Here is a 17,250-nt window from a genome sequence, read left to right as displayed (position 1 = left end):
TTACTTTATCATGGAAGAAAGGGCCGTTCACCGAAGAAACGAGGGCCGGGAACGCAAGCTTTTGCTTCGGAAAACGTTTCGGTGACGCTTCGGTGACTCTTTGTGGAAACAGGAGGAAAAAATTGTAACCCAATTGAAATCTGTTTTTCATTTTCCTTTAATGTTCATGTCCTATAATAATCCTCGACCCCCTTTTTTAATATATATTACTGGATGGCCTGCAGCCTGTTGCTGCGGGTCTTTTTTTTCATTTGGTCAAAAAGAGGCGGCAACCGCGAGACCGCAGCTCCCAAGCTTATGGTATAGTAAAAGCAACTACTCTTACATAAGGCAGGCGCACGCTCCATGACAACCTTATTGCTGGTGGACGACCACCCGATGTTTCTGGCCGGCACACAGATGATTCTCGAGAAGCACGGCTTCATTGTAGCTGCAGCGGCCAACGCGGCCGAAGCCCGGCAGAAGCTGGAGCAATCCCGCTTCGACGCGTATTTATACGACCTCAACCTGCCGGAGGTCAATGGCTTTGAGCTAACCGGAATGACGCTGGATCGCCACCCGGATGCGTGTATCGTCATTCTGACGGGTGAAGTGCTGGCGGAGCATTTCGATCGGCTCATGGAGCTCGGAGTCAGCGGCCTGCTTGACAAATCGAGCACCGGGGACCAGCTTGTTACCGGGCTTACCCTAGCCATGGAGGGCCGTGTCGTTCTACCTCTGGAGTTCGCCAGACAGCTTCGAACGAAGTCGTTCAGCCGTACGAACACGGACGATGCGATTCGGCGCAGGCTGACAGAGAACGAACGCAAGGTGCTTGAGCTCATAGCCGAAGGAGGCAAAAATAAAGACATTGCCGCCGCTCTCTTCATGAGCCAGCGCAATGTCGAATATTTGATCTCCAGTATCTTTGAGAAGCTTGCCGTTTCCTCCCGGCAGGAGGCCGTGGCCAGGGCAACTGCGCTGGGCTACTTATCCTAGCGCTAAGTGCAGGGAATGTGACAAACGACGCGCAGCCCTAGTCCGGACTCGGACTCCAGCTCCAGAGAGCCGTCCAGCATACGGACACGCTCCCGCATGCCCTGCAGACCGAGTCCTCCGCCTGCAGTGGAGGACAGCTCCAGCCCGCGGCCGTTATCCTCGTACTCGATGAGCATCCCCGTTCCACTGCCGGAAGGCCCGAGTCGCAGACGCACCTGCTCCGCCCCGGAATGCTTCATCGCGTTATGAATCAGCTCCTGCACAATGCGGTATGCCGCAATCGTTTGCTCCTCGCCAGGCTCTACTCCGAGCGGCTGCTGCTCGAACTCAAGCGCAAAGTCCGCACGGAGCCGCGTCTTCTCCACCAGCTTCGTCACGGCGGAAGCAATGCCGTTCTCCGCCAGGAAAGCAGGCATCAGCTCGCTGCACGTTTCGCGAAGCTGAAATTCGATATTCTCCAAACCGACGGCCAGCTCTTCACGGGTAGCCCCCATTGTGCGTCGTAGATGCAGCAGCTCCTGCAGCACACCATCGTGCAGATCGGAGGCCAGCCTTCTGCGCTCCTTCTCTCCCAGCTGCAAAAACAGCCTCGATGCCCATGACTCGCCCCCTCCCCGCTCCGCTTCCAGCTCTGCCAATCGGGCATCCGCCAACGCCAAGTTCTCATAGAATACGGCGATCGTTTTGGCCATTAGCCGCAGCGTCAGCCGCTCCCGCTCATCCGGCTCAACCATCGGCCCTCCCGGCTCGGGCCCAATGCCGACGGCGATCCGTTCGCCTTTCCATTTTCCAATCACAGCTATTTGCTCCGTCTCAAGAAAATCTTCCTCCACAGGCTGCTTCCTCAGCTCGAAGGTTTTTCGCGGAAACAGCTTGCCTCCTTCCTTTACGATCTCCTCTTCCAGGGCCTCAACCCGGTGGATCCGGGCAAGCCTTGTCAGGAGCTCGTCCATTCGAATCCGCGTTTCGGACTCCAGCTCCAGGGAATGACGGGACGCAGCGAACCGCCGAAGGAAGAGTCCACCGAAGGTTACGACCAGCACGAGCAGCGACCAAGGAAACGTATCCTCCCATCCCTGGCGCAGCCAGTGGCTCTCCTTTGCCTCCAGATTCCAGCCGAACACGTCCTGCAGCAGGTCTTTCCCGAGATCCGGTGCAACGAGCAGGATAAACACGAACATACCGCCCGCCGTCCACCGCTCCTCCGCAGCCCGCGCTCCTCCCGCTAGCAGCATTCCCATCTGGACGAGCTGGATCGAAGCGAAGGCAATGACCTCCAGCAGAAACAACTGATTCAGAAGGAAGAAATATCCCGGTGGAGCCTCGACCGCGTAAGCCATAAGGGTGACGGCAGGAAGCAGCAGGCTCAGCCCCCGAAGCCTTCGGTGAATTCCCGCCCTTCCCCTACCGTACAAATAATCCATAAGACAGAAGGCGAGGAAGAGCAGTACCGTTTTGACCAAAAGGGAGTAGTAGGTCGTATCTGCAGGGCCCCCGAACAGTAAGCTCTTCTCATCCCACTCCAGCAGGAGCAGAGTCGATGCGGCGAAAGAGAACATGGACACATAGAGAAACCCGCGCTCCCCCCGAACCGCCAAGAACATACCGAGCAGGATCAAGCCGACAAAAGCAAACAGCAGGGCAAACGCCGCATCATCCAGATGATGCCTGAGCGCCTGGACAAGGTAGGATGACGCCGGTACAGGCTGCAGCAAAAATTCATTCGTAAGCCCGTTCAATGCAAAAATGACGAAAGCCGTCAGAAAGAGCAACGGCAGCTGCAGTTGACGCAATGTAGATGTCATCCCCCTTCCGCATATCACTAATGAATTTGACTCTCGAACAGCTGATTCCTGCTGGTGCGCCGAATGAGAAAGATGAGCAGAAGCACATCAAGGACGGCTAACGCCCCGCCTGCCGCAAAAAGGATCAGGGGACTCAAGAAAACCAGTCCTGTGGATTGGCTGACGAGCAGCCCGATCACCGGCAGCACCAGCAAGCCGCCGAATTGCTGCGCCTCCTGGAACGTCTTCACCCTGGCTGAGATCAGCACGTTCAATAAGATGCTGAACAGCACCAGCGCCGGGACCAGCCAGCCCATGAGCAGCAGCCACGAGGCATCCAGGAAGAAAGGGGAGGCGAAGACCCCGCCCGCCAGTCCATTCACCGCCAGCGCCGCGAGAACAAAGGTTGCCAAAGCAATGCCATAGGAAGGCAGGAAGGCAGCCAGCACCTTGCCGGTAAACAGCTCTGTCATGGAGATCGGAGCGAACAATAAGCTCTCCAGTGTCCGGCGCTCCTTCTCTCCAACGAAGCTGTTTGCGGCAGAGACGCTGGAATTAATGATCGCCGTCAGCAGGTAGAAGGGCACCAGCATAAAATTCAGCATAAAGTACACGAACCTTAAGCTTAAGGATGGAAGCGAAAGCAGCTCCTCCTTGACCCGATTGTCGGGCAGGTGCGCCACCAGCTCCGTGATGGCTTTCTCGGCATCTCCCCCCGCTCCCTCCATCCAGTCGGTATGAATTCCAATCCAAGTGGCCGCTACCGGCATCACGCCGCAGAGAAGCAAGGAAAGCACGACCATCGGCACCCATACCTTACGAGAGGCGAAGGCTGACCCGATATCCTTGCGTAGGATCGCACCCCATACGTTACGATTCATGCCGCTCTCCTCCGATCTGAAAGTACAGTGTTTCGAGGCTTCGATTCACGATTTCGCAGGAGTGAACCCAGCCTTCAGCGAGCAGCTGCCGCAGCAGCGGGGAGATCTCATCCTTCCCGCGCAGGGTAAACATAAGCCGATTCTCTCCCTCGTAACGATAGGGATATTGTCCCTGATATAGCTCCGGATGGTCAGGCTTCACATTCGTCTCTACCAACAGCTCAACGGACTGAAGGTATTTGCGCTCAAGCGCCTCGGGGGTGCCCTGCTCCACAATGCGCCCTTGGTGAATAAACAAGTAATCCGTGCACACCGTTTCGAGCTGCTGCAGCACATGCGAACAGATAAGAATAGTTACATTCTCCTCTTGCGCTACCGACTTCAAATACCCCATGACGAGCCGGATGCCTTCCGGATCCAGGCCGTTCGTCGGTTCATCGAGGAACAGCAGCTTCGGCCGGTGGAGCAGCGCCTTGGCCAGCGACACCCGCTTCTTCATGCCCGTCGAGAAGGAGCCCACCTTCTGATCGCGATGCTCCCACATGTCAAACTGCTTCAGCAGTCTTTCGGCGCGTGCATCATCCTCCTTCTCTGTCCCGTAAATACGGCCGAAAAACCGAAGATTATCCAGCGCACTCCTGTCGTGATATAACGATGCGCTTTCGGTGACAATCCCGACCTTACGCCGGATGTCGTCCCCCTGCCGCCGCGGATCCGAACCCGCTACCCGGACCCTGCCTCCATCCGAGTCGATAACGCCGCAGAGCAAGCGAATGATGGTGGTTTTGCCGGAGCCGTTCGGTCCGAGAAGACCGGTAATCGCCCCCTCCTGCACCTCAAAGCTGACATCGCGAAGAATCGGCTTGCCGCCGAAAGCTTTATTCAGCCCTTCCACTTGAATCAGCGGGGCTGCAGCCGAATGTTTGAGCATGAATTATGCCCCCTCTTATATTATTCCCAATAATGATAATGGTTCTACGGCAAAAAAACAAGGAGAACGGGTGGACCCGTCTCCCTATGGATGAAAGGTTATGCGAATATCCAGAATCTCCGAGCGGCTGCCGATCCGAACCGGCGGCCCCCAGAAGCCGAAGCCGGAAGAGACGATCACATGCATTGCACCCTTTCGCAGGTAGCCCCAGTCCAGCTCAAATATGCGGCGGGTAATGAGATGGTTCGGCATCATTTGGCCGCGGTGGGTGTGGCCGGACAGCATCAGATCCACTCCCGCTTGCGCTGCTTCAGCGAACTGTGTCGGCTGGTGATCCAGCAGGATGATGGGCTTCGCCGAATCGATGTCCTTCAGCAGTTCCTCGTGGACGAGTCTCCTCTCCCCCGCGAAGCGATTCACAGATTTATCCTTCCTTCCGGCTATATAGAAGCTTCCGTCAATCTCCAGCACCCGATCGATCAGCACCTCGATTCCGATCGCCTTCATCCGCTTGACGTAATCCTCAATGTGGCCGCCGATATATTCATGATTGCCGAGACAGGCGTAAACGCCTAGCGGAGCCTGCAGCTTTCTCATGACGTCGGCCATATTCTCCCGAATGAACGGTTCGATGCTGTCATCCAGCACATCTCCGGGCAGCAGGATCATATCCGGCTTTAGGGCTTCCATCCGCTGAATCAAACGGGACAAGTGGCCTTTGCCCACCGTTGTGCCGAGATGCAGGTCAGATGCGGCGGCAATCCGCAGCTCCTTGCGATGGCCGGCCTGCTTGGCTATCGTGATATCATACCGTCGTACCGTCGGCTGCCAAGCGTTCCGCGTGCCTTGCAGCAGCAGTACCAGAAGAATAGCCATGACGATATACCCCACAACGAGAACGGCGGATGATTCCGGATATCCGGCGATCTGCAGCAGCCAAACCGCCAAATCAGCGAGCGGCAGCAGAAGCACGCAATAGAAGAAGCAGGCCATGCCGTAGGCACCGATCAGCTTGATCCACTTGTACAGCGCATAGGGCAGTGCCCGCCGCAGCAGCATCGCCAGCAGATAACCGAACGCAAGCAGCACGAACACGCCCCAGAACAAAACACCCGTACCGGAAGAAGGAAACGCCGTTTCCCAGAACGAAACCGCGTTCCAGAGCACATACAGATTCAAGCCGACATAAATCACCATAATGGCGGTAAACACGAGTAGAAATCGAAAATTCATTCGTTTAGTAAGCTCCTTAGCTTGAAAATAGTTCGAACGATCATTCATCCCCACTTATTCTCGCACAAACCCCGTCAAAAGCAAAATGGCGCTGCAGGTCTGCGTCCGAATTCTAAAAAAAAGATACCTTATCGGCGATAAGCCTCAAGGTATCTTATGTTCTAATCTATGGTTTCGGAGTCACTTCGATTTCCTTCAAATTGCGGAGAATGTTGACTTCTACCCTGCGGTTCTTGGACCGTCCCTCCGGCGTATCGTTGGTTTCAATCGGACGGTATTCGCCGTATCCGATCGACCGGAAGCGCTCCGGTCCCGCCTTGCCGGACGCAAGCAAATATTTCATGAAGTTCAACGAACGCCTAGCGCTCAGATCCCAGTTCGTCTCAAATTCTCCACCGCGGTTGATCGGCACATTGTCCGTATGACCCGCAACCTCGATGTTGTAATTCGGGTATCCGGCCAGCATGTCCGAAATCGCCCCCGCCAGCTTCTGGGCCTCGGGCTTCACAGCCGCCGAGCCTGAGGTAAAGAGCGCATGGTCGCGGATCGTAATCATCAGCATATCGGGCGTCAGCTTCGTGTCGAGCTGAGAATCCAATCCGTTCTCCTTAATGTATCCGTCGAGCTTCTGCTTCAGCTCCTCGAGATCCTTCTTCTCTTTCTCCAGCTGCTGTTGCTGCTGCGTTACGGTGCTGTTCTGAGGACTATCCTCATCCTTGTCCTTCTTCTTCGATTCAGAGACAGGCTCCTGCATCACGGGCACTGCGCTCGTTACCTCGAACATCCCCGTACCGCCGGAAAAGGCGGAATTCAACGCCCGCATAATCTGATCGTATTTCTTGGAGTCAATTTGGCTGGAGGCGAACAAAATGATAAACAGCGCTAGCAGCAGGGTAAGCAAATCGGCATAAGGAATGAGCCAGGTTTCGTCAATATGCTCCTCGTGGTGTTCCTTCCGATGCTTCTTGCTCATTGCTCGCCCTCCGCCTTATTCGAGGCCGCCCGCTCTGTAGGAGACAAGAATACCGAAAGCTTCTGCGTTACGGCGAACACGGATACACCCGCTTGGATGGACAGCAAGCCTTCTACGATCATCAGCTTGATTTCCACTTCCTTCTTGGACTTCTGCTTCAGCTTATTCGCCATCGGATGCCACAGCACGTAACCGGAGAATATACCGAGCAATGTCGCAACGAACGCCGCCGAAATCAAGTGACCCAGCTTCTCGACCTCGCTCAAGTTACTGAGGGCCGCAATCAGTCCTACGACCGCCCCGAGAACCCCCAGTGTCGGAGCGTAGGTGCCCGCTTGGGTAAAGATCAGGGCATTGTTTCTATGTCGCTCTTCCATGGCGCTGACTTCTTCGAGCAGAACGTCGCGGACGAACTCCTGATCGTTCCCGTCAATGATCATACGAAGACCGTTCTTCATAAATTCGCTTTGAATTTCATCTACCTTCGCTTCTAAAGCGAGCAAGCCTTCACGGCGCGTCGTGGCTGTCATTTCAGTGAACAGCTCCATTAAATCCTTCTTGGATTCCAGCTTCTGCTCACTAAAGAGAACCTTAAACAGCTTAGGAATCTTCTTCAGATCTTCCATTTCGAACCCGATGAAAAGGGCGGCCGCCGTTCCGACAAAAATAATCATGAAGGCTGCACCATTCAACAATGACGCCGGGCTTGCCCCTTTTAAATACATACCGACAACTACGGCAATTATCCCTAGCGCCAAGCCTATGTAGGTAGACTTATTCATTCCATACTCTCCCCAATTTTACATATTTCGACATTTAGACACACGGATCGACCCTACTACTATCATAATCCGACTCTACGAGATTGTAAACGATAAAAATGAGCAGATGCGGGAAAAACAAGGGGAGCAAGCCAAGCGCCTGCGTGTACTCCCCTGTCTCCCGACGCGCCGATTACTAGGACTTTAGGCGGAATTACGCAGGCCCGTAATGAAACGGATCATCTCCCCAGCCGGCAGCGGCTTGCTGAAGAAATAGCCTTGTCCGGTATCGCAGTGGAGCCCCCTAAGAATGTTCAGCTGCTCTGCGTTCTCCACACCCTCCGCTACGACCTCCTTCCCCAGCATATGCGACATCGAAATAATGGCCGGGACAATCGAGCGCTCCAGTTGCTCTTCGGTCATGTTCATAATAAAGGAGCGGTCGATCTTGATCGAGGAGACCGGAAGCTGCTGGATCACGCTTAAGGAGGAATATCCGGTGCCAAAATCGTCCATGGAGATATGTATGCCCAGCGCCACCAGCTCGTCCAGTGTCTTCATGACCATCGTCAGCTTGTCCATGACCATGCTCTCGGTAATCTCCAGACACAGCTGTCCGGCCGGAAGTCCGGTCGCGCGAAGCGCTCTCGTCACGATATAGACGAAATCCGGCTGCATCAATTGAATGGCGGATACATTGACGGACACGGTCATGGGGTAATCGGACAGCCCGGCCCAACCGACTGCCTCCCGGCAAGCCTCCTCGAGCACCCACTGGCCGATCGTGACGATCAAACCGCTTTGCTCCGCAAGAGGAATAAATTCGACGGGGGAAACGGCGCCCAACGCCTTCGAATGCCAACGCAGCAGCGCCTCCGCACCGGTCAGCCGGTCCGCAGCCAAGTCATACTGCGGCTGGTAATAGAGCTCCAGCTCCCCGTTCTCCAAACTTTTGCGCAGCGCGGTCTCCATATCCACATGACGACGAAGGGCCGCATTCAGCTCCTGAGTATAGAACCGGTATTGATTGCCCCCGCTGGACTTCGCATGATACATGGCGATATCTGCATTCTTCATAAGATGGGAGGTAGAATCTCCGTCGTTCGGATACAGGCTGATCCCGATGCTGGCCGCCAGGTAGAACTCGCGCTCCTGCAGCTCCACGGGCCGTAAGAAGAGCTGAAGAATCGACTCCGCCGTCAGGATTACCTCATCGAACTCGTTGATGCCCGGCAGCAGCAATGCGAACTCATCTCCGCCCAGGCGAGTCACAACCCCTTGTTCCCCTACGGCCTCCGTCAGACGATTCGACAGCTCGATCAGCGCTTCATCCCCGAACTGGTGCCCGAGCGTATCATTAATGAACTTAAACCGGTCCAGATCAATCAGCAGAACCGCCAGCTTTCTTGCTTTCCGTTCGGCTTCCGCCAGCTTCTCCTCCAGCATCTGATTGAACTTCAGCCGGTTGGCCAGTCCCGTCAGAGGATCGTGGTGAGCAATATACTGCGTATACAATTCCTCCTGCTTCCTGGCCGTAATATCGCGAATGACCGCAAGCACATACCGCTCGCCGCCCGCTACCATGGTGTCCGTGTCGATCAGAACCGTCTTTCTTTGTCCGGTTAAGGTTACCAGCGTGCATTCCCGGTTGACCCACGGGCTCATGAGCAAAGCCTCGGAAGTGATCTTTCCCTCCAGGGTCTCCTCCCCCTCGTTTAAGTAGCGGTACAGCGGGGTATAGAGCAGCTCGCCGCCGAACATTTTCACCGAGCTCGGGTTCGCCTCCTGCACAACCAGCTGCCGGTCCATCAGAAGAATGGCCGTTGGATTAATTTTGTACAGCACCTCGAATTTACTCGAAGCCGAAGGAAGCAGGTCGCTTCGGTTCATCAGCAGCCGGATGGCAAATCCCCATACGAATATCGGTAAAATACTAAGCGTGGACGGAATCGGGACATGCCCCTCCAGTCGCTGGGAAAGCCACCAGCATAACATACCGGAAGCGCCGACCAAAAGATGAGCCTGGATCAGCGTAAGGAAGCGGCGCTTCTCCTGCCGATTACTAGTCTGTAGCCAAGCCTTCAGGGAGATCCCGAAATTAATAAACGAAAACAAGGCCATACAGCCTAATAATAGAACGAGCGGCAGCTCCGGCTGTTCCAGCTTCCATATGGCTTCCGTCCGGACCCCTCCGACCAGCACTTGATGCCCCTGGGTGAACAGGATGGCAAAGTACACAAGCACCGGCATGAGAGCAGCCGTCCGAAGCCAGCCCCATGGAACGGAATGATGACGGCGGGCAATAAGAAAGTGAAACATCAGTGCGAAGGTACCGCACAGCAGCGTTGCGGGATATTTGACATATATGGCGATCCCGAGGGTGAAGCTCCCGGGTAGAACGATTTGCGCATAGTCCGACAGGAAGATGAAGAACAGGGTGAACATGACACCGGCTGCCGCCTGATTTTCCTTATTCTTCGGATCTCTCTTGAAGATTTCGATGGAGCAGTAAAGCAGGAAAAACATAGGCATCAAAAGGATTAGTAACACGACGCTCCCCATAGTTGTCACCTCTTGATCAGCTTTTCGATTTGCACCCTTCCTGAGAAAAAGACGGCTCCGCCTCCCATATCGGCAATTCGGTCAGGCGTCAGGGCATTCACCAAGGCGCTTCCCGGATGCTCCGTATCATCCGACCACAAGCCTTGACTCACCGCGACGCCCGGAAGCACATCGTCTCCTGCGGAAGCCGTCAGGATGCATTCCCCCCGCGAGTTCCACACTCGAACCTTTTCGCCCGATTGTATTTGAAGTCGTGCCGCGTCCGCCCGGTTCATATGCAGCTTAGGCGACTTCTCCATCCGCACATGCTTCTCATTATTGGAGAAGGTGGAGTTCAGAAAGTTATGATTCGGAGCCGGGATAAACAGAAACGGCAGGTCCCCCTCCTCCGCCAGCGGCATATAGGTCGGCAGCGGAGGATAGCCCCTGCGTTCCATAACCTTCGAGTACAGTTCAATCCGGCCGCTTGGCGTTCGCAGCTTGCCTGCAAGCAGCGGCGTCGTTTGCCCCTTCACATATTGCTTCTCCCTCAAGGCTTCATAGGTCATTCCCTTGATAACCGGATTGGCCGGATGATCCAGCGTCTGCCGGATCATGTCCTCTTCCGAATCCTGCAGCGCCTCGTCCTCGAAGCCCATGGCCCGAGCAAGCAAACGGAATACCTCTACGTTCGATTTGCTCTCCCCGTAAGGAGCAATGACAGGCTGCTGCAGCTGCACATAATGATGCCAATAGGACCGGTACAGGTCCGTATTCTCGAAGGACGAGGTAGCCGGTAAAATAATATCGGCATAGGCCGCCGTTTCCGTGAGGAACAAATCATGGACGACGGTGAACAGGTCTTCCCTGGCAAGCCCCTGCCTTACCTTGTTTGCCTCCGGTGCCACCACAGCAGGATTCGTATTATAAACATAAAGCGAATAGATCGGGGGCTCCTGCTCCAGCAGGGCGCTGCCGAGCAGGTTCATATTGATGCTGCGCGTGCTCTGCCGGAGCAGATCCGGCCTTTGCAGCGCGGCGTTGTTCATCTCCAGCCAGCCGCTGTTGCTCTTGATCGCGCCGCCGCCCTTATGCAGCCAGGCTCCCGTAAGTGCAGGCAAGCAGGCAATCGTCCGGATGCACATGCCTCCGTTGTCATGATGCTGCGGACCGTTGCCGATGCGGATAAAGGAGGCCTCCGTTTCGCCGTAAAGCCGAGCCAGACGGATGATGTCCTCCGCCGGAACACCGGTGATGGAGGCAACCAGCTCCGGCGTGTACTGCTTGACGTGCTCGCGCAGCTCTTCATGGCCTACCGTGTACTCAGCAAGGAAATCTTCATTCGCCAGCTGCTCTTTAAAGAGAACGTGCATGATGCCAAGGGCCAGCGCGGCATCGGTACCGGGCTGTACCGGAATGAACCAGTCCGCCCATTTGCCCGTTTGATTGCGGTGCACGTCAATCACAACGATCTTCGCTCCGTTCTTGCGGGCCTTCTCCGCCAGCACCACTTGGTGCATGTTCGTGCTAACCGCATTGATGCCCCACATGATAATGAGCTTGGAATGCACCGTATCTTCAGGGTCGATTCCGAACCCTCCGCCCATCGTATACGTGTAGCCCTCTTGCCCCGCCGCTTGGCAGATCGTGTATTGCAGCCGGCTCGAGCCCAAGCGGTAGAAGAAGCGCCGGTCCATGCCCTCCGTGCCGATGCGGCCCATGTTGCCGTAGAAGCTGTACGGCAGAATGGCTTCGGCGCCGTGTTCGGACGTGATCTGCTTAAAGCGGTCGGTAATGGTCCGAATCGCTTCTTCCCAGGAAATACGCTCGAACTGCGCCTCCCCTTTCCTGCCGACTCGCCGAAGCGGATATGTCAATCTTTTTGCATCGTAAATCCGTTCCGTCATGTTCCGTACTTTGTTGCAAATCGCCCCTTGGGTAACGGGATGCTCGGGATCGCCTTCGATTTTCGTTATGACGCCGTCCTGCTTATGTATGAGCAAGCCGCACTGGTCGGGACAGTCGAGGGAACAGACGGAGGGAAACACCCCATTCGGTTGATCTATATAGGAATGCATACATTGCTCCTTTCTTCCGGACATGCTAGAAGTATTATTCTATATTCGACAAAATGTGCCAGAACTCCTTCTTCATTCCGCATGGCTGCCAAACCGCTTCATAGCCAACGCTTCGGATGTATGATATAGTACTTTATGGTCTTTGACGACCCGGCCCGCCGCGGGCCGGTTTGCCGAGAGGTTCGCAAACTCCCTCTATAAAAAACTAAGGAGCTGCTTAAGATGAGCGCAGGAAGAAAAGAAGAAGAATTGAAGGATATTACGCTGCTCGGCGATCAAGGGACGCGTTATGTATTCACCTATGACCCGTCCGTCCTGGAGACGTTCGATAATAAACACCCGGGGCGCGCTTATTTCGTCAAGTTTAATTGCCCTGAATTTACCAGCTTGTGCCCTGTTACAGGACAGCCGGATTTCGCCACACTGTATATCTCCTACATCCCGGATGTGCGGATGGTGGAAAGCAAATCGCTGAAGCTGTATTTGTTCAGCTTCCGCAATCATGGGGATTTTCACGAGGACTGCGTGAACATCATCATGAATGACCTGATCAAGCTGATGGACCCGCTGTATATAGAGGTTTGGGGGAAATTCACCCCGCGCGGCGGCATTTCCATCGACCCGTACTGCAATTGGGGACGTCCCGGCACGAAATTTGAGGCTATGGCGGAGCATCGTCTGCTGAACCATGACCTATACCCGGAGAAGGTGGACAACCGGTAGTTTTTTGTGCCGTTACAATGAAAAGAGCCGGAGCTTGGCACGAGAATCCTCATGTGCTAGCTCCGGCTCTTTCTTATTTAGGATGGCGACGGAATGCTTAGCGCCGTCTTGATATTTTGCAGATCCACGTTGATCTGCTCCTGTGCGCTGTAAGGATGATAAACGCCGCGGGACATCAGATAGCTGATGATCGACTCATGCGCCGCGATCGTTTCGTGCAGCTGCCTGTGAAGGGCTTCCCTGACCTCGGGCGTCGCCGATTCCGTAATGGCCATTGCGTAGTTGATCGTCGCATTTTTCACCGATATCAAGTAATCCATCGCAATCACCTGATCGGTCAGCTTATTGACGCCAAGGACCGCCTCTACAATCGTATTCATCCGAACGCTCCTTCCTATGCCTTAGTCAGCAAGCTCTGCAGCTCTTGGAGCTGTCTAGTCGAAGTCTGCACATCCTGCTGGAGAATACTTTTCAGATCCGGATCGGATACCAGCACCTGCATGGTTTTCGATTTGGTGAGACTTACCGTCTTGAATACGGCGATTTCGTGCAAATCCATCGTTTCGTGTCTCGTATACATTGGGCTCCCTCCTATGGCTTGAGGACCACCTTAATGCAATGATCCGTCTTCGTATCAAAAATCTCATACCCATGCTTCGCCTGCTCCAGCGGCAGCACGTGGGTAACGATATCTCCGGGGTCTACCTTGCCCGAGGAGATCAGCTCATACATATGCGGCATGTAGTGTACGACAGGCGCTTGTCCCGTCCGCAGATTTACGTTCCTTTGGAAAATGTCCCCAAGAGGGAAGGCATTGTAACGGCCGCCATATACGCCGGTGATCTGAATCGTGCCGCCCTTGCGCACCGCTTGCGAAGCGATGACGACGCTGCTCATGGCCCCGCCCTGCAGCTTCAAGCCGCTAGCCAGAAACTCCATCGGCGTCATTTTGCCGCTCATGCCGACGCAGTCCAGCACAACATCCGCTCCGCCGCCGGTGATCTCCTTCAAATGGTTGCCGATGTTCTCTTCGGATTCGAAATTGACGATTTCCACATGGTTCGTCCGTTTCGCATGCTCCAGTCGGTAACCTACATAGTCAACGGCAATGACCCTCTTCGCGCCCTTAAGCCAAGCGAACTTTTGCGCCAGCAATCCGACCGGTCCGCAGCCTAGCACAATGACCGTATCTCCCGGCTTCACACCGGCATTGTCGATGGACCAGTAGGCGGTCGACATGGCATCGGAGATCAGCACAAGCTTCTCATCCTCAATCTCGGAGTCCTCCGGAATGCGGAAGGAGCTGAAGTTGGCGAACGGAACGCGCAAGTATTGCGCTTGGCCTCCGGCATACCCGCCTGTCGTTTCCGAATAGCCGAAGAAGCCGCCCATCTCTCCGTTCGGGTTCGAATTGTCACATTGGCTCTCCAGCTCGTGAGTACAATAATAGCAATGACCGCAAGCAATGTTGAACGGGATGATGACGCGGTCGCCCTTCTTCAGCTTCGTCACCTCGGGCCCTACCTCTTCAACGATCCCCATCGGTTCATGCCCGATCACATAGCCGGTAGGCAGATTCGGGATCATTCCGTGAAGGAGATGCAGATCCGAGCCGCAGATGGCCGTCGTCGTCAGCCGGACGATCATATCCTCCGGGTGCTCGATCCTGGGGTCCTCTACCTCGCGCACTTCAATGTTTTTGATCCCCTGAAATGTTACTGCCTTCATATATGATGATGTCCCCCCCTATTTGTTCGGTGTGGCGAACATGCCGATGCGCGCCGTATCCTCCGGAAACAACTTCAGCATAGCGATCTCCACTGTCGTTTGGGCGGCCTTCAGATCAATGGCAAATTGCTCATCAACCTGATAAGGATGGAACCAACGCTTCTCGATCATGAGCCGGCTGATCTCCTCATGCAGCGCGATCGCTTGATCCAGCTGCTGCTTGAGAATCGCTCTGGCGTCCGGCGTGGCCGTCTCGGCTAAGACCATGGCCGTATTCCGTACCGCACTCTTGGCCGAAATCAAAAAATCCAAGGCAAATAACGAGTCCGCCTGCTTCGGAAGCCCTTCCGAGTTGCGGGGATCCAAGTAATCTTCCATGTAGCAGCACCTCTGATTATTGTAATGGAAAACGCTGATACAGCTCCTGCAGCTGCTTGATCGATTCGACGGATTGCTCCACGTCCTTCTGCATCAATGCTTTCAGGTCGCGATCGAACACAATCCCCTGCAGCAGCTTCGATTTGGTCAGACAAATCGTTTTGAAATTGAGCAGCTCGTGAATTTCGATCGATTCATGCGGTCCAAGGGTTGTTTGGCTCATCCCTGGTATCACCTCCACATAAGTACAAGTATTGATAGGCTTTCCAAAAGCTGCCGAGGCTTATAGATTCCAATTTGTGTCACCTGGGAAGAATAATTCAGGAACAGGAAGACAGGCTAAGGAATGTCTGGCCAGTTAACGGGAAAGGCGGAAGCTTCTATGCGAAAACCTGTGTTTATCCTCTTGTGTATTTTTGGAGCCGTATTTTTGATTAATGGCCTGATTCATTACTTCACCTTCGAATACAGCTACTTTCCCAGTCAGACTGAAGCGGCTGAACCGATCCGGGTGCTGACCGCTCAGGAAACGTCGGAGGAAGAGTTCCCTGTTACCGATGAGCTGATTGCTTTTGGGCGCAAAGCCTTTTATACGGAAACGTTCGGCAACGAGGTTTTTTTTACCGATATTCTCGGGACGTACGACGGGGCTTTGACCTTGCCGAACGTGTTCAAGGCTTGCTTGAAGCTGAGAGGACAAGGCACCAACAATCTGCAGGTCGAGGCGGCAAAAACAGTTGTGCTCGGCGATCGGACGATTCATAAAGGAGAGCTGATCGACACCGGACTCGATGTGGCCAAGGGAGCTTATACCCCGCTCGGGATCACCCTCAAGGTGAAGGAAGGACGGCTTCAGGCAGGTCTCGGCTGCGTAACTTGTCATGCCATTGCCGATTTGCCTTCAGGTAAAATCCTCGAAGGAGTGCCGAACACGGATTTAAATGCAGGTCTGCTGCTTGCGCTCGGGACGAATTCTGCATCCTTTTTTACCCATACCGATGTGAATAATCTAACCAAGTTTATTAAGGATACGGGGAGAACGGTACCGGGCGAGGACGGCTCGAAGCTTGCGCTGCCCGATCCTGATGCCTTGGAGAAGGCCGTGGATCGTGATTTTCTTACATGGCCGCCCGGTTATGTCGATACCATGATCGATCTGAAAAATTCGCCGGTGCAAATTCCGGATTCCTTCACCAAAGGGGATCATCCTTACACCTGGAGCGGTTCGATAGGAATCGGCCCTTTTCACGGGCTCGCCTTTTTTAACGGGATTCCGAACGCTCAGAACATGGACCCGCTGTCCCAAATGAATCTGAGCAAGACCCTCTTTGGGCTGGATAAGGAGGTGTATGTGGGTACCCTGCTGCAGCGGGCGGCGAACGAGAAGTACCGGTATCGGCCGGAAAGCGGCGAGAAGCCTTCGGCTTTCTTAGATCGAGTGGATCCGACTCCGGGAGCCCCAGGCGTGAACGAGCTGGTCCCGACACCGAATTATCCTCGCCCGTCTCCGGTCTCCATCACCGGTTTGCTTGCGTCGAAGCCGGGCTATCCGGTCGCTTACCATCTGCTGGCTATGGCAGCTTACCAGAACGCATTGCATCCGCCCCCATCGAAGCATCAAGCTTCGGATGCGCAAAGGGTATCCGCGGGGAGAGACGTCTTTCGGAGAGCAAATTGCATTTCGTGTCATGCCGGCACTTACTTGACGAACAATTCCATTGTACCGAGCTCGGTGATCGGAACGGAGCCGACCCGGTCGATTGCTCTCCGGTCCTTGGAGCCCGCTTGGGACAAGCCGCTGATGTATCCCTGGGATACGCCGGTGCCGCTCCCGGCCCGCCCCAACACCTTTGAATTTGATCTGTCGCGGTATGATCCGGAGCAGCTTCGGCTCTCGCTGGGACAAGGCGGGAGAGAGGGGGGCTATAAGGTCCCGAGCTTGTTCGGTCTCTATTGGTCCGCACCTTATTTGCACGACGGCGGCGTTGCCGTTGGGGCGGAGGGTGCATCCCAGGCGGGGATTCCCGGCACACTGCACCGAGGGGTTGCCGCGGACCCGGCGAACAGTCTGCGGGCCCTTGTAGACCGGCGGCTTCGGCGGCAAGTCATCACGGCGAACGAAGCCGACCCCGATGTGATACGCGCACGTATCACAGGCGCCGGACATGAGTACTGGGTCGACGAGGAAGCCGGATTCACCCAAGAGCAGCAGGACGCGCTCATTGACTATTTGCTTAAAGTAAACGATCGGCCTTGATCCA

Annotated in this window: 16 protein-coding genes and 1 riboswitch; of the genes, 3 read left to right on the top strand and 13 right to left on the bottom strand. The window is 54.9% G+C overall.

The window, feature by feature from the left end; all coding sequences use genetic code 11:
* Positions 1-345 precede the first annotated feature (345 nt).
* Complete coding sequence (locus RAC89_RS15310; RefSeq protein WP_306614475.1) at positions 346-978, top strand: response regulator transcription factor; 633 nt, start codon at positions 346-348, stop codon at positions 976-978.
* 2 nt (positions 979-980) lie between these two features.
* On the opposite strand, the gene RAC89_RS15305 is transcribed toward RAC89_RS15310, so the two are convergent.
* From RAC89_RS15305 to RAC89_RS15270, 8 genes are all read right to left on the bottom strand, one after another.
* The gene (locus tag RAC89_RS15305; protein WP_306614474.1) at positions 981-2,783 is read right to left on the bottom strand and encodes a sensor histidine kinase; all 1,803 of its coding nucleotides are present in this window, start codon (positions 2,781-2,783) and stop codon (positions 981-983) included.
* Positions 2,784-2,800: 17 nt separating this feature from the next.
* Positions 2,801-3,643, bottom strand: a complete 843-nt coding sequence (locus tag RAC89_RS15300) for an ABC transporter permease subunit (RefSeq protein ID WP_306614473.1) — start codon at positions 3,641-3,643, stop codon at positions 2,801-2,803.
* The gene (locus tag RAC89_RS15295; protein ID WP_306614472.1) at positions 3,633-4,574 is read right to left on the bottom strand and encodes an ABC transporter ATP-binding protein; all 942 of its coding nucleotides are present in this window, start codon (positions 4,572-4,574) and stop codon (positions 3,633-3,635) included. The genes RAC89_RS15300 and RAC89_RS15295 overlap by 11 nt, the downstream gene beginning before the upstream one ends.
* 84 nt (positions 4,575-4,658) lie before the next feature.
* Positions 4,659-5,807 carry a metallophosphoesterase gene (locus RAC89_RS15290; RefSeq protein WP_306614471.1) on the bottom strand — a complete coding sequence of 383 codons (1,149 nt, stop codon included), beginning with the start codon at positions 5,805-5,807 and terminating at the stop codon, positions 4,659-4,661.
* Between the two features lie 166 nt (positions 5,808-5,973).
* Positions 5,974-6,780 (bottom strand): flagellar motor protein MotB, encoded by an 807-nt coding sequence (motB, locus tag RAC89_RS15285; RefSeq protein WP_306614469.1) that lies wholly within the window; start codon positions 6,778-6,780, stop codon positions 5,974-5,976.
* Entirely contained in the window at positions 6,777-7,562 is a 786-nt protein-coding gene (gene motA, locus RAC89_RS15280) for a flagellar motor stator protein MotA (protein WP_284644079.1), read from the bottom strand. The genes motB and motA overlap by 4 nt, the downstream gene beginning before the upstream one ends.
* A 183-nt stretch (positions 7,563-7,745) precedes the next feature.
* Positions 7,746-10,073, bottom strand: a complete 2,328-nt coding sequence (locus RAC89_RS15275; protein WP_306616103.1) for a putative bifunctional diguanylate cyclase/phosphodiesterase — start codon at positions 10,071-10,073, stop codon at positions 7,746-7,748.
* A gap of 35 nt (positions 10,074-10,108) precedes the next feature.
* Entirely contained in the window at positions 10,109-12,160 is a 2,052-nt protein-coding gene (locus RAC89_RS15270; RefSeq protein WP_306614468.1) for a molybdopterin-containing oxidoreductase family protein, read from the bottom strand.
* A 171-nt stretch (positions 12,161-12,331) separates the two neighbouring features.
* A riboswitch (PreQ1 riboswitch) is annotated at positions 12,332-12,375 on the top strand.
* 7 nt (positions 12,376-12,382) lie between these two features.
* Here RAC89_RS15270 and queF point away from each other — a divergent pair.
* Positions 12,383-12,883: a preQ(1) synthase gene (gene queF / locus RAC89_RS15265; protein WP_284644073.1), complete on the top strand. Its 501-nt coding sequence runs from the start codon at positions 12,383-12,385 to the stop codon at positions 12,881-12,883.
* Positions 12,884-12,960: 77 nt separating this feature from the next.
* Here the strand turns inward: queF and RAC89_RS15260 are convergent, their stop codons facing one another.
* Genes RAC89_RS15260 through RAC89_RS15240 form a run of 5 tightly spaced genes read right to left on the bottom strand, consistent with a single transcriptional unit; the run spans position 12,961 to position 15,212 of the window.
* Positions 12,961-13,263 carry a spore coat protein gene (locus RAC89_RS15260; RefSeq protein WP_284644071.1) on the bottom strand — a complete coding sequence of 101 codons (303 nt, stop codon included), beginning with the start codon at positions 13,261-13,263 and terminating at the stop codon, positions 12,961-12,963.
* Between the two features lie 14 nt (positions 13,264-13,277).
* On the bottom strand, positions 13,278-13,463 hold the full coding sequence (locus tag RAC89_RS15255) for a hypothetical protein (RefSeq protein WP_306614467.1): 186 nt from the start codon (positions 13,461-13,463) through the stop codon (positions 13,278-13,280).
* Between the two features lie 11 nt (positions 13,464-13,474).
* On the bottom strand, positions 13,475-14,611 hold the full coding sequence (locus RAC89_RS15250) for a zinc-dependent alcohol dehydrogenase (RefSeq protein ID WP_306614466.1): 1,137 nt from the start codon (positions 14,609-14,611) through the stop codon (positions 13,475-13,477).
* 18 nt (positions 14,612-14,629) lie between these two features.
* Positions 14,630-14,989, bottom strand: a complete 360-nt coding sequence (locus tag RAC89_RS15245; RefSeq protein WP_284644067.1) for a spore coat protein — start codon at positions 14,987-14,989, stop codon at positions 14,630-14,632.
* 16 nt (positions 14,990-15,005) lie between these two features.
* Positions 15,006-15,212, bottom strand: a complete 207-nt coding sequence (locus RAC89_RS15240; protein WP_306614464.1) for a spore coat protein — start codon at positions 15,210-15,212, stop codon at positions 15,006-15,008.
* A gap of 159 nt (positions 15,213-15,371) precedes the next feature.
* Here RAC89_RS15240 and RAC89_RS15235 point away from each other — a divergent pair, with 159 nt between their 5' ends.
* On the top strand, positions 15,372-17,246 hold the full coding sequence (locus RAC89_RS15235) for an electron transport protein (RefSeq protein WP_306614463.1): 1,875 nt from the start codon (positions 15,372-15,374) through the stop codon (positions 17,244-17,246).
* The last annotated feature ends 4 nt before the right edge of the window (positions 17,247-17,250 follow it).

Origin of the sequence: Paenibacillus sp. GD4 (genome assembly GCF_030846225.1) — a bacterium.
GTDB classification, from domain to species: Bacteria; Bacillota; Bacilli; order Paenibacillales; family NBRC-103111; genus Paenibacillus_G; species Paenibacillus_G silviterrae.
Note: the sequence above shows the minus strand (reverse complement) of the source record. Positions and strands in the feature narration are given on the sequence as shown.